Source organism: Acinetobacter venetianus RAG-1 = CIP 110063 (genome assembly GCF_000368585.1).
In the GTDB taxonomy this organism is placed as follows: domain Bacteria; phylum Pseudomonadota; class Gammaproteobacteria; order Pseudomonadales; family Moraxellaceae; genus Acinetobacter; species Acinetobacter venetianus.
On record NZ_KB849558.1, the window covers coordinates 1,447,159 to 1,459,844 of the forward strand.

Consider the following 12,686-nt stretch of genomic DNA (forward strand, 5'->3'; position numbering starts at 1 on the left):
TTGCATTAAAATAAGACGCCTCCAAATCAAGAACTGCCTTTTTATGATGCGAAACAAATTACAGGGTCTATTATCATTATTTATCATCCCTGTGATGATGGTGGGTTGTACCAGCTCGTCAACTAAAATGAATCAAAATCAAGGTAAAAGAATCTACATCCCACAAGAACAAGTAACCTTTACCCGCCCTATTCCAAACAAAGTCGAGCCTTCATCTTATCGTCAATGGTTAGGACAAGGTGAAAACTACGCACGCGTCCGCGAATACGAACAATTTTTAATGCGCAATAATGTTGCGCATATCATCCCAAGTTTTGAACTTTTAAGATCGGCAAGAGATTGGCAAAAATGTGGTCGCTCAGAATACATGGTGCCAAATCGTGAGTTATGGGGTAATTCTCTATCAACTTTACGTGTCTTTAAATATCTAATTGCAGCAAAGATTTTGACTGATTTTGAAGTCACCTCAGTTTATCGTGACTTACCTTTGAATCAATGTGCAGGCGGCGCAAGTTCGTCAAAACACTTATTTAACTCGGCGATTGATTTTCGGATTGGACCTGAATATCCACAACCTCAGGACTATGCATATATCGAACAAACAAAATTCAAGCTATGCCAATTCTGGATACAACATGGCCAAAGTTTAGATTTAGGTATTGGCTTATATAGTTCAGGTCAAATTCATCTAGACACTCAGGGCTATCGTACTTGGGGTCCTGATTTGACCCGTAACAGTTCAATGTGTAACTTCTAAAGCGTAGTGCATAGAAAACTTATCTAAAAAGAGATCATCAAGATCTCTTTTTTATTTCGATGAACACGAATAATTGGTCAATCAAATTGCACTCTGATTATAAATGTTTAAAATGCAGCTAACAGATTCATAGGTAAACTTGATTATGCAACAAATGTGGACCGACATTGATGAATATATCAATTCACATTTAATTCCCACAGATCCAAGACTTCAACATGCGTTAGACAATACCGACAACCAAGGTTTTTCTAACCATCTGGCTGTTGCGCCTAATCAAGGCATGTTCTTACAAATGTTGATTCAGATGAATCAATGTAAACGTGTATTGGAACTTGGAACTTTTGGTGCTTACAGCACAATTTGGTTAGCCAAAGCACTTCCTGAAGATGGTTATCTTTTGACTGTTGAAGGTCGAGACACCCATGTGATCATTGCTCAAGAAAATATTGACTATGCCAATATGCCAACTAATATCGAGCTTAAAAAAGGTCGTGGCGCAGATATCATGAAGCAATTGATCGCAGATGGCGCTGAACCATTCGATCTGATTTTTATTGATGCGGATAAACAAAGTTATCGTGAATATTTTGAGTTGAGTTTAAAACTTACACACTCAGGCAGCATTATTGTCCTTGATAATGTGATTCGTGCTGGTGCAATTTTGGATGAAAATAATAAAAAACCAAGTATTGAAGGTATTCGCGATGCTTTCAGTGCACTTAAAGATCATCCACAACTTTTGTCATGTACTGCACTGCAAACAGTCGGCTCAAAGGGTCATGATGGCTTTGCAATTGCCATTGTAAAATAGCGATCAAAAAATAATCTTTTATTTTTAGTCTTTTAATATCAAATAATTATATATATCTGCATTGCTTTTCCATATAGTTATCCACAGTTATTGCGGATAACTATATGGAATAAAATGAATCACTTAGCGACTAATAATGGAACATTTGCATTCCTGAAGATTGTAGTCGTAATACTGCCTAAGAAAAATTGATGAATCTTACTATGGCTAAATGCACCAAGTACAATCAACTGAATATCATGTTCCCTTTGATATTCAAGAATATTTTGAGCGACATCACCGTAACGATAAATCGTCACGACCTCTAGTCCTGCATCTTTTAAGTATTTTTCAGGTTCAGTCAACATTTCAGGATGATCACCAACATAGAGCAAATGACATTGCAATTGTTTTAGCAAATCACTTTGGGCAATCCGTTGCAGCATCTTTTGGCAGGTTGGAGAATATTCATAAGCGAAGATAAATCGTCTAGGAGGAGAGAAATGCTCACCAACCGTAATCACAGTACAGTTTGCACCACGAATAAAGTTTTCTACATTACTCCCAATCGGTTTATTTTTTTCAGCAGCGCGCTCCCCTACACGCCCAATAATCACAACATCATTCTCATTTAAAATATTAAAGCTTTGTTCAAGAAAATCCCCTTTTTCTTGAATTTTGGTACTTGTTAAACCGTACTGCTTTTCAATTTGCTCTGAAATATGCTTCAGTAAATTATTACTATAATCTAGTGCTAACTCACTTTGCTTCTGCTCTAGCTCTGCTAACTCTTTGAGTAGCATTGCATTACTCTCAAAGCCAATCACACCACTAATTTCACCTAAATGATAACTTGCAGGGTAATAGTCCAGAATTTGCAACAGTACTAATTCTCTTTGAGTTTGCCTTGCCACCCATACAGCAGCCTCGGCCACTGCATCAATACAGGGTGAAGAATCAATACATGCAATTACGCGGTTCATATTCGCCTCTCTTTAGGTTTAATACCTTAGGTCTTCTACTTATTTTTAACTTAACACAGATAAAAGCATGGTGGGTTAAATTTATGTATAGAATCTCTTGAGACTTTTTTAATGATTACTCCTATTTACGATAACGAATAAATCGCGCTGGATTTCCAGCAACAATAGAATATTCTTCAACATTTTTTGTGACCATACTATTCATTCCAACAACCGCATGATCACCAACCTTCACACCATCCTTAATGCCCACATGAGCGCCTAACCATACATCACGCCCAATCTCAATACCTTTAGAGGTGACGGGTTGTTGGTAAATCGGGCGATCTAGTTCCACACCATGATCAAATGCATATAAATGACTATATGCAGCTATACGAACTTGATCATGTAACTTAATTCCAGTCCGCCCACCATCTAAAATACAGTGATGATTAATTGCAACTTCATTACCAATCTCTAAAGGGCCATGTAAGGTACAATCGGCAGCAATAAAGGTATTATCACCAATCGTTATTTTCCGTCCACGTTCAGCAAAAATATGCGCGAGCGGTGAGATAAAACAGTTCTGACCAATCTCTACTGTTTCCATTTCCATTAAATAGGCTTGGTACTCAGCTTGCCAAGCTTCAGCCCATTCACGATGTTTGGGTTTTAAGGTCCAATACAACCACGGCATATAATTCAAGCGGTGTTTATGCTGTTCACGATATTTTAAAAGTGGATCATGCGTCATGTGTTTGATCCTCTACAACCTTGATTTCTTCTCGTCCGCGAGTCACATCTTGAAGTTTCAATTTCAAAGGATCAATTTGATGTACCTGAACCCTTGCCTCAACCATAACACCAGTCTCTGTATAATGTTCTTGAAACTCAATTTGTTGCTGCGTAAGCTCGTATTGAATAATCGCCCACTCATTAAATAAGCAGCTAAACACAATTTCCTTTTTCTGAATCAGTTCAATTTTTTCAGCCAACATTAAACATTGACCTGCACAACCACCATAGGCACGAACTAGCCCACCAGTGCCGAGCTTTACACCACCATACCACCGATTAACCAACACAATTACATTAGTCAGTTCATTGCCTTCGATCGTCGCTAGAATTGGTCTTCCTGCTGTTCCAGAGGGTTCACCATCATCATTAAAACGAACATGATGGCCAATCTTCCATGCCCAGCACTGATGCGTAGTCGAGATATCTTTGGTTTTTTCTAAAAAAGCTTTCACTTGTTGTTCATTTTCAACAATCTCAGCAATTGCCTGAAAACGACTCTTTTTAATTTCTTCTTCAAAAGTAACCGTGTTCGCTATGGTGAAAGGCATAAAATAAAAAAATAAGTATAAAAAGATAATTATAACTTTATCGACTGAAATAAAGAATCCTCGCATGATGCGAGGATTCTTTGATAGACAAAATTAACGCTCTCGGAGTGCCTCTTTTGCTTTATTAAATGGTTTAAGTAAATAATCCATAACTGTTTTTTCACCAGTACGAATATCTACTGTAGCAACCATACCCGGTGTAATACCGAATGCTTTACCTGATTTATTAAACAATTTATCAGAGTCTGTACGAATATATACACGGTAATAAAACTGATCTTGCTTTACTTCATCTCGAATCGTATCTGGGGATATAACCGCTACCTTTCCGTTTAAACCACCATAAATCGAATAGTCATAGGCCGTTACTTTCACTAAGGCTTCTTGACCTGGACGAATGAATGCAATATCACGCGGAGAAATTCGTGCCTCAATAAGTAGCTTGTCTTCTAGCGGTACAATCGTCATTAACTTACCATTTTGGGGAATTACACCACCAAGGGTTGTTACATCAATTTCCTTAATAACCCCTCTTACAGGCGCTTTGAAAACTGCTCGTTGTAGACTGTCACTACGCCCCATAACCACTTGCTGTTGCGTTTGAATATCTGTATTCGCCTTGGACAATTCTTCACGGGCTTTTACATAATATTGGTTACGCGTATCATTCATTTTATTTTGTAAATCATTTGCTTCACGTTTTAAACGTAAAACTTCAACTTCACTCGCAGCACCTTTAGCAACAAGGGGTTCTGTCATCACTAACTCTTGTTGAACCAATTGCAAAGCTTGTCGATAACCTTCTAATGATTGCTCTAAATTCTCGCGGCGTGAATGATAAAGTGCCGTTTCTTCTTTAACCAATTTTGGTTCTTTTAATACATCATCAGGAAAGACCAAAGGCGTTCCATTCACTTCTGCACGTAACCGAGCTGCTGTAGCTTGTGCTGAAACCAATAAAGACTTCGACTCACCGACATTAGAAGCAAAACGCGTTTGATCGAGCTGAGCTAGGACTTGACCTTTCTGAACAATATCGCCTTCCTGCACATCGAGCTTAGTTAAAATACCACCTTCTAAAGACTGAATAATCTGTTCTTTTGAAGAAGGAATCACTTTCCCTGTACCCGTAGAAACTTCTTCTAAATTAAAAAACCATGCCCATGCCAAGAAAATTGCCAAACCAATACACACAATCCAAATGACAAGTGTTGCACGCGGTAAAGCAGGCTCTCTATAGGTCACATTCATTGAACGGTTATTGACTGGTTGTTCGCTCATGAATCTTCCCCTTTAATAATTTGTTTTTGTTGACCTGCTGATTGATTTAATACTTGTTCACGCGGTCCATCCATAACGACTTTTCCGTCATTCATTACAATAATACGATCAACTAACTCTAAAACGGCACGGCGATGTGTTGCCACAACCAATGTACGATGAGATAACCAACTTTTTAAATGATCAATTAATTGTTTTTCGGCAATATCATCAATTGCAGCAGTAGGCTCATCCAATAACAAAATGTTTGGCTGACGAATTAAAAGACGTGCTAACAGTAATGCTTGCTTTTGACCACCAGAAAAACCCACACCACCCTCCAGCACCAAATGGTCTAGACCTTCTTTTTTCTCCTGTACAAATCCTAAAGCACCTGTTACTTTTAACGCTTTTAAAATATCTTCGTCACGCGCGAGCGGAGCACCTAAGGTTAGGTTTTCACGGATTGTGCCGTAGAACATATGGGCATTTTGGTTTAACAATGCCGCATCACGACGTACATCCGCAGGATCAATTAAACTAATATCTAAATTATCTAAATGTACAGAACCATTTGCTGGTGATTGCATACCTGCCAAGAGCTGCAACAAGGTTGACTTACCTGCTCCATTACGCCCTAAGATTGCTATTTTCTCACCAGCTTTAATTTTCAGCTGACGAATTGCCAAGATAGGACGAGAGTCCTCCTCCGTATATTGGAACATCACATTCTTAAGTTCATAGTCGCCATTGAGGACTTCTTTATGTACGAGATGTGCTTGATCGGGTTGATCAACTGGCTTTTGCATTAACTCATCAAGACTTTTCTTCGCGACCTTCGCTTGCTGCAAACGTCCTAAAATCCCAGTGATTTGAGAAATCGGCGATAACATACGTGATGACAAAATCGAACAAGCAACTAAAGCACCCGTTGTCATTTCACCTTCCATTACAGCAAAACACCCAACTAAAACGACTGCTGCATAAGTCAAACCTTGAATTTTTTGTGTCCATGCTGTCAATATGCCAACGATCTTACGTTGCTGCATACTAATATCAGCTGAGACTTCATTCATGTGATTCCATTGGTTTTGGAAACGAGATTCAGCTCTTAATAACTTAATGTCTTCAATACCTTGAACAGCTTCAACCAAGATCGCATTACGAATCGAAGATTCGCGCATCCCTTCTTGTGCAAGTTCCGCTAGTTTCTTCTGTACCAAAATACCCGGCAAAATCATGAGTGGTACAACCAGTAACATTACCCAAAATAAGTTACCACCAATAATGGCGAATATGACTAAGAACAGGAAGAAGAATGGTAAATCTGCAATTGCGCCCATCGTAGTTGAGGTTACAAGATCACGTACGCCTTCTAACTCACGGATCTGAGAAATAAAGGTTCCTGTAGACTTTGAACGTTCACTATTTTTAATTCTTAACGCATGACCAAAAACCCGATCTGAAATTCTTAGATCAGCACGTTTACCAATAATGTCTGAAAGATAAACACGGGCAACACGCAACACGAACTCAAATACAGCTGCAATTAATACACCACCAGCCAGAACCCAAAGCGTCGGTACTGATTGTGAAGGTACAACTCGGTCATACACTTGCATTGAGAAAATAATCGTTGCCAGAGCTAAAATATTTGCCATTAATGAGGCAAACATAATATCGACATATCGCTTCCAATCTTGTAACACAATTGACCAAAACCAACTCGGTTCATACGGTTTGATGTATTCATCAATACGTGCATCAGGAACTGACTTTTCAGGACGCAGAATATATACATCTTTAACAATATGCTTGAGTGCACCAACCGCAAATTTCTGCGATAAACCCTGATCACCACTTAATTGGACACTAACATTTCCGTCTGAGTCAGCTTTATCAATAACACCGACTTGCCCATCTTTAAGCTCGATAATGACTGGCAAACGCCAAGGATTAATCACGTCATTTGTAAACTGAACCTTACAAACATTCAAACCTACCTGCTTGCTCATTAGCAGCAAGATGTCATCTAAGTTTTGATTTTGATTCCAATCCAACTGTAATCGAACACGTTCTTCTGAAGGTTCTATTCGATAATGTTTGGCAATAGTTAATACCGCTTGTAACCACGGCTGATAGTTTATTTTTGTCATCATGGCTGAACTTCAAACCCCTGAATTGAAATATTATTTAAGTCGTAGGCTTGACGCGAACGTCCTGTGGTCGCAATGTACTGAGCAATACTGTTGTAAATATCATAACGTGCTGATTCTAATTCTGAATTTGCACCGTGAATTGCTTGTTCCGCATTTAATAAATCAACAAGTGAGCGTGTTCCTAATTTATATTGTTCCTGATAAAGCTCTCTCGTTCTTACAGTTGTGGCTTGACGGCTAATCAGCACCTGCATTTGTCGTTGTTTATTTTCGATCTGTTCCCGACTAGTCCGAATCTGATCGAGTACTTGTAAATACACCGCATTTACCTGTGCTTTAGCAGCTTCTTCAGCAAAACTAGCGGCACGAATTTGGGATGATGTTGCTCCTCCTTGATAAAATTGGCTACTTGCTTCAAGCATAATGGCACTATCAAATCCTCCATCTTTATTGTTGTTTGGATTTACACCATGCAATGCCTGACTTAACTCACCTTTAACAGATAATGTTGGATATCGGCTTAATTGAGTCTGTTGTTTTTGTGAACGTGCAACAATGATACCAGCCTGTGCTGCGATCATTTGAGGAATGATATTGAATTGTGGTGCAGCGTAAAGATCTGATTGCTGAACTAAATCCTCAGGAATTGTCCATTTCACATTGCTGGCATCGAACCCAAGCAACGTCGTTAAATGCTGCTGATATTGACCCAGTAAAGATTGTTGAGCAATTAATGCGGATTGTGCAGATTGTAAATAAGATTGAGCTTGTACTGGATCGGCTTGGCTACTAATCCCAGCATTGGCTCGTAAATTGGCCATTTCTTGAATGCGTTTAATCCCAATAATTTGCTGATCTGCAATTTGAATGAGCTTTTTATAACGTTGAATATTAATGATAGTCTGAGCAACATCTAAGGAAATATCATCAATCTTGACTAAAACATTGGCTTGCTCAACTGCCAATTTGGCTTGTTCTGTATTTACCCCAGATTTAACTTTACCAAAATCATAAAGCATTTGAGTGGCATTTAAGGCGAGAACTTGTTGTCCCCTTGAGGTTTTCTGAGTTAGATCCCCAGTATTTACTCCCCCTGTTATTTGTGGATAATAACCAGCTTTAGCTACATCGATATTGGCATTTTGAGCAGCTAAAGTCGCAAGTGTTTGAGAGATTTCAGGATTTCGTTGTACAGCAATTTGTACAGCATCTTTCAACAACTTGCGTTGACTCTGCCATAATGCGACAGGGACAACCTCAACTGGACGACCGCTTCCAACAACAGGCAAAGCATTGGTTGATGGATTTACCGAAAAATTGCTTAATTGCTGCATATTCGCAGTTTTAAAATCATCACTACTTTTCGGAGCAATCAACTGAGATAAGTTGTTTTTTAAGGAATGGTATTTTTCACTCGGTGTTGCAGCATGTGTAATCGGGACTGAAAAAGTTACTGCGTATATCACCCATTTGAAATCTATACATAACTTCCGTGTTCCATCATCTAAATCTTTTTTAATGCTCATATTCTTTTCAAATTGTTATGTTTTAAAAGCACATTCATTCTACTCATTTTTAAAAGAAAAACACTATGCTCTAAGGACTAATTCCCACTTACTTAACTGTTTGTTTTTTGTAAAATAGTTCACACTTTGTAGTTTATTTTTGATCCAAAATTGAAGTGTTATTTATTTCTAATTAAATTAAAATCAAATAGATAGGTTAAAACCCACTAATTAAAAAGAATTATAAATCATGTATCTATACGATATCCCATTCATTTGTATAAATAAAAAAAGAACCCGAAGGTTCTTTTAAAAATCATGTCAAAGTTTAGACAACGAAATCATCACCAAGATAAACCTTACGTACTTGCTCATTATCCAAGATCTCTTGAGGCGTCCCTTCTGCAATAACAGAACCTTCACTCACGATGTAAGCCTTTTCACAGATTGCTAATGTTTCACGAACATTGTGATCTGTAATCAAGACACCAATTCCACGATCTTTTAAGGTCTGGATAATATCTTTAATATCGCCGACTGAAATAGGATCGACACCAGCAAAAGGCTCATCAAGCAACATAAACTTAGGGTCTGCCGCTAAAGCGCGTGCAATCTCTGCACGACGACGCTCACCACCAGAAACACTCATGCCTAATGAATCTTTAATATGATTAATTTTAAAATCATTTAATAATTCAGTCAGTCGATCCTGACGTTGTTGCTTATTTAAATCTTTGCGTGTTTCCAAAATCGCCATGATATTTTCAGAAATCGTTAACTTTCTAAAAATAGAAGCTTCTTGAGGTAAATAACCAATCCCCTTGCGTGCACGCTCATGCATCGCAAGGTCAGATAAATCTAAGTTATCTAAATGAATCTCACCCTTGTCCATGCGAACCAGTCCAACGACCATATAGAAACTTGTCGTTTTCCCCGCACCATTAGGACCAAGTAATCCTACAATTTGACCACTTTGCATCGTAAACGAAACGTCTTTAACAACCCAACGTTTACTATAGTTTTTCGCTAAATGTTTAATACATAGCGTTTGAGGTTGCTGCGCTGATTGATCCATTAATCACGTGCCCCTGGGAAACTTTTCGAGCTTGATGGTGGAATAATAATTTGCACACGATTTGATGAAGAACCTTGAGCTTCTACATCACCTTTATTCATACTGTATTTCAAACTATTACCACGAATGCTTGATCCATCTTGGGATAAATAAGCTTTCCCAGTCAATGTAATAATGCCTGAGTCAGCGTTATAAACAATAGTTTGGGCCTCGCCACGCGCTAAACCCTTATTCGAATCAACTTGTTGCTGGAATTTAGCAAGCTGACCTTTAGCCGTAATCGTCTGAATTTCTTTTTTGCTATTCAACGTTGCAACAATCGAGTCAGCCTGTAGCTTCATCGTTCCTTGTTCAATCACAACATTACCCGTATAAGTCGTTATACCAGTCCGATCATTATATGTTGCACGATCTGCGACTAAAGAAAGCTGTTGGTTACGATCAGATGGTAAAGCGAAGCTAGAAGCAGAAGATAATGCAATCGCTGCAAGGCATGTTGCTTGTTTTAGGAAAGTTAAACGATTTTTAGAATTAAGAGTTTGGCGCATACTTTCCTCGAACTTTGAAAAATTCATATTGACCATTATTTAAATTTGCTTTGAGACCTTGGCTCACAAACTCAGAGTTTGGAGACTGAACAGTAACTTGATGCTGTGTTTCGAGTTGACCAGTTTTCGGATAACCCGTTAATTCATCAGTACGAAATTCTAATTTGTTGCCCTGTTCAGATAACTTAGTTGCAATCACATCACCTAAAAGCACAATCTTTGAATTGTCATCATAACCATTTGCTTGCTTAGAATAAAAAGTCGCATCTGGTTTACCTTGCTTATACATCACAGCATTTAATTGATCTAAACGCGAAGTCTTTTGCTGCATGTCTTGCTGTAATTGTTTTATCTCAGCACGGATATATAAATTACCCTGCTCATCAGTTTGTGTAAGATGAACACCCTGAGCCGAATAAGTCATATTTTTTGCTGAATCTACATCCAGTTTTTTTGCTTTGCCACTGTAATAATAATAGCCGCCACTCAAAGCAGCGACTAATACAGCGACAACATATAAAACTTTGGTATCCATAAACAGGGTTACCTAACCTTTGGGCAATTCATTCTATATTAATGTGGTGCAGCAACGTATTTTGCAAGTAGCTCTTGGTAAACACCTTTCGCCATTAACAACATATCGCATACTTCGCGGACCGCGCCACGACCACCCATTGCTTGAGTCACTAAATGCGCACGACGACGAACTTCTTCATGTCCATTTGGTACGGTAATACTCATACCCGCAATTGCAAAAGCTGAAAGATCAGGCCAATCATCACCCATATATAGGCAGTCTTCTGGCAAAATATTCAACTGTGCACATGCTTCTTTCAAAGCGACGCCTTTGTCTTCACGACCTTGAAAAACGAGATCTACACCTAAGTCTGACATACGTTTTTCAACAATATTACTTTTACGCCCAGTGATAATAATCACCTTCATACCAGCTCGTTGAGCCAACTTCATGCCCAAACCATCACGAATATCAAATGATTTAATTTCATCACCAGAGTTCGTTAGTGTTACAAAGCCATCGCTTAAGATTCCATCCACATCAAGCACTAAAGCTTGTAAATGACGTGCTTGTTCTTGTAAAGCATATGATGCCATGGCTTAATTTACTCCCGCCTGAATTAGATCATGCATACTAATGACACCAATGACTCTATTGGTCTCATCAACAACAACGAATTGATTAATTTTTCTCTCATGCATTTTTTCCAATGCTTCAACCGCACGGGCTTCAGGAGAAATCGTCAATGGATTTTTAGTCATCACCTCAGAAACAGGCAAGTTCACATCAAAACCTTGCTGATGATCAATCATTCGGCGTAAATCACCATCAGTAAAAATACCCAATAACTGATCTTCATCGTTCACAATCGTCGTTAAACCGAGACGTTTATCAGAAATTTCATATAACACCTTATTCATCGGAGTTTCAGGTTTTACTTTAGGTAACTCTGCCCCTGTATGCATTAAATGCTTCACATGTAAAAGCAAGCGTTTCCCTAATGCACCAGCAGGATGCGAACGAGCAAAATCATCAGCGGTAAATCCACGAGCTTCCAACAAGGAAACAGCAAGTGCATCACCCAGAACTAATGTGGCTGTGGTACTAGAAGTCGGTGCTAAACCTAAAGGGCAAGCTTCATCTGCCGAGCCCAATGTTAATGCAACATCCGCATTCTGTGGCATTGGCCCTTTATCATCACGACTAATCGTAATTAATGGCACACCTAAATGCTTAATAAGTGGCATCAACATCATGATTTCATCACTCTTACCTGAGTTTGAAATTGCAATCAGGACGTCACCACGCACCAGCATACCTAAATCACCATGCCCTGCTTCACCAGGATGCATGAAAAAAGATGGTGTTCCAGTTGAAGCAAATGTAGCCGCCATTTTACGGCCAATATGACCAGATTTGCCCATACCTGTTACAACGACACGACCTTTGCACTGCAATAAAATTTCACATGCACGATCAAACCGCTCATCAATCTGTGTTGCAAGCACTTCTATAGCTTGTTGCTCAATACGCAAAGTTTCCAATGCACTTTTCTGAAAATTTATAGCTTGTGACATGTGAGTTTGACTCAAAATAATGCTCAACCTACTTAAGCGTAGATGATTTTAATCAAAAGAATTGCGGAGATTCTAGCATAAGTGTGCGTTATCCACGTTTCTAAATGTATAAGATTTCGTAGAAAATGGACGAACATTGAGCATCATTAGAAAGGTGAAATTATTCATAGACAACGATTACTCA

The 12,686-nt window shown here is 38.7% G+C and carries 13 protein-coding genes; 2 read left to right on the forward strand and 11 right to left on the reverse strand.

What is annotated here, in order from left to right:
- Positions 1–43: 43 nt before the first annotated feature.
- On the forward strand, positions 44–757 hold the full coding sequence (locus F959_RS12385; protein ID WP_004880634.1) for a D-Ala-D-Ala carboxypeptidase family metallohydrolase: 714 nt from the start codon (positions 44–46) through the stop codon (positions 755–757).
- A gap of 145 nt (positions 758–902) precedes the next feature.
- Positions 903–1,571 carry an O-methyltransferase gene (locus F959_RS12390; RefSeq protein ID WP_004880636.1) on the forward strand — a complete coding sequence of 223 codons (669 nt, stop codon included), beginning with the start codon at positions 903–905 and terminating at the stop codon, positions 1,569–1,571.
- A gap of 119 nt (positions 1,572–1,690) precedes the next feature.
- On the opposite strand, the gene F959_RS12395 is transcribed toward F959_RS12390, so the two are convergent.
- The 11 genes from F959_RS12395 to F959_RS12445 all read right to left on the reverse strand — a co-directional run bounded on the left by F959_RS12395 (position 1,691) and on the right by F959_RS12445 (position 12,502).
- Positions 1,691–2,533 carry a universal stress protein gene (locus F959_RS12395; RefSeq protein ID WP_004880638.1) on the reverse strand — a complete coding sequence of 281 codons (843 nt, stop codon included), beginning with the start codon at positions 2,531–2,533 and terminating at the stop codon, positions 1,691–1,693.
- A 121-nt stretch (positions 2,534–2,654) separates the two neighbouring features.
- Positions 2,655–3,269 (reverse strand): acyltransferase, encoded by a 615-nt coding sequence (locus F959_RS12400; RefSeq protein WP_004880641.1) that lies wholly within the window; start codon positions 3,267–3,269, stop codon positions 2,655–2,657.
- Positions 3,259–3,861: an IMPACT family protein gene (locus F959_RS12405; RefSeq protein WP_023012383.1), complete on the reverse strand. Its 603-nt coding sequence runs from the start codon at positions 3,859–3,861 to the stop codon at positions 3,259–3,261. Before F959_RS12405 ends, F959_RS12400 begins: the two co-directional genes overlap by 11 nt.
- 93 nt (positions 3,862–3,954) lie before the next feature.
- Positions 3,955–5,142, reverse strand: coding sequence for an HlyD family type I secretion periplasmic adaptor subunit (locus F959_RS12410; RefSeq protein WP_004880646.1), 1,188 nt, complete (start codon positions 5,140–5,142; stop codon positions 3,955–3,957).
- Complete coding sequence (locus F959_RS12415) at positions 5,139–7,280, reverse strand: type I secretion system permease/ATPase (RefSeq protein WP_004880648.1); 2,142 nt, start codon at positions 7,278–7,280, stop codon at positions 5,139–5,141. Before F959_RS12415 ends, F959_RS12410 begins: the two co-directional genes overlap by 4 nt.
- Positions 7,277–8,806, reverse strand: coding sequence for a TolC family protein (locus tag F959_RS12420; protein ID WP_004880649.1), 1,530 nt, complete (start codon positions 8,804–8,806; stop codon positions 7,277–7,279). The genes F959_RS12415 and F959_RS12420 overlap by 4 nt, the downstream gene beginning before the upstream one ends.
- Positions 8,807–9,113: 307 nt before the next feature.
- The gene (lptB, locus tag F959_RS12425; RefSeq protein ID WP_004880651.1) at positions 9,114–9,860 is read right to left on the reverse strand and encodes an LPS export ABC transporter ATP-binding protein; all 747 of its coding nucleotides are present in this window, start codon (positions 9,858–9,860) and stop codon (positions 9,114–9,116) included.
- Positions 9,860–10,408 carry a lipopolysaccharide transport periplasmic protein LptA gene (lptA, locus tag F959_RS12430; RefSeq protein WP_004880653.1) on the reverse strand — a complete coding sequence of 183 codons (549 nt, stop codon included), beginning with the start codon at positions 10,406–10,408 and terminating at the stop codon, positions 9,860–9,862. The genes lptB and lptA overlap by 1 nt, the downstream gene beginning before the upstream one ends.
- Positions 10,392–10,943: an LPS export ABC transporter periplasmic protein LptC gene (gene lptC / locus F959_RS12435; protein WP_004880656.1), complete on the reverse strand. Its 552-nt coding sequence runs from the start codon at positions 10,941–10,943 to the stop codon at positions 10,392–10,394. The genes lptA and lptC overlap by 17 nt, the downstream gene beginning before the upstream one ends.
- Positions 10,944–10,981: 38 nt before the next feature.
- A complete protein-coding gene (locus tag F959_RS12440) occupies positions 10,982–11,521 on the reverse strand; it encodes a KdsC family phosphatase (protein ID WP_004880658.1) in 540 nt (179 codons plus the stop codon).
- Between the two features lie 3 nt (positions 11,522–11,524).
- A complete protein-coding gene (locus F959_RS12445; RefSeq protein WP_004880660.1) occupies positions 11,525–12,502 on the reverse strand; it encodes a KpsF/GutQ family sugar-phosphate isomerase in 978 nt (325 codons plus the stop codon).
- Positions 12,503–12,686 lie beyond the last annotated feature (184 nt).

What these genes read in the sequence shown, in the direction of transcription:
- F959_RS12385 (WP_004880634.1), top strand. Translation starts at nt 44, where the DNA reads ATGATGCGAAACAAATTACAGGGTCTATTATCATTATTTATCATCCCT.
- F959_RS12390 (WP_004880636.1), top strand. Translation starts at nt 903, where the DNA reads ATGCAACAAATGTGGACCGACATTGATGAATATATCAATTCACATTTA.
- F959_RS12395 (WP_004880638.1), bottom strand. Translation starts at nt 2,533, where the DNA reads ATGAACCGCGTAATTGCATGTATTGATTCTTCACCCTGTATTGATGCA.
- F959_RS12400 (WP_004880641.1), bottom strand. Translation starts at nt 3,269, where the DNA reads ATGACGCATGATCCACTTTTAAAATATCGTGAACAGCATAAACACCGC.
- F959_RS12405 (WP_023012383.1), bottom strand. Translation starts at nt 3,861, where the DNA reads ATGCCTTTCACCATAGCGAACACGGTTACTTTTGAAGAAGAAATTAAA.
- F959_RS12410 (WP_004880646.1), bottom strand. Translation starts at nt 5,142, where the DNA reads ATGAGCGAACAACCAGTCAATAACCGTTCAATGAATGTGACCTATAGA.
- F959_RS12415 (WP_004880648.1), bottom strand. Translation starts at nt 7,280, where the DNA reads ATGATGACAAAAATAAACTATCAGCCGTGGTTACAAGCGGTATTAACT.
- F959_RS12420 (WP_004880649.1), bottom strand. Translation starts at nt 8,806, where the DNA reads ATGAGCATTAAAAAAGATTTAGATGATGGAACACGGAAGTTATGTATA.
- lptB (WP_004880651.1), bottom strand. Translation starts at nt 9,860, where the DNA reads ATGGATCAATCAGCGCAGCAACCTCAAACGCTATGTATTAAACATTTA.
- lptA (WP_004880653.1), bottom strand. Translation starts at nt 10,408, where the DNA reads ATGCGCCAAACTCTTAATTCTAAAAATCGTTTAACTTTCCTAAAACAA.
- lptC (WP_004880656.1), bottom strand. Translation starts at nt 10,943, where the DNA reads ATGGATACCAAAGTTTTATATGTTGTCGCTGTATTAGTCGCTGCTTTG.
- F959_RS12440 (WP_004880658.1), bottom strand. Translation starts at nt 11,521, where the DNA reads ATGGCATCATATGCTTTACAAGAACAAGCACGTCATTTACAAGCTTTA.
- F959_RS12445 (WP_004880660.1), bottom strand. Translation starts at nt 12,502, where the DNA reads ATGTCACAAGCTATAAATTTTCAGAAAAGTGCATTGGAAACTTTGCGT.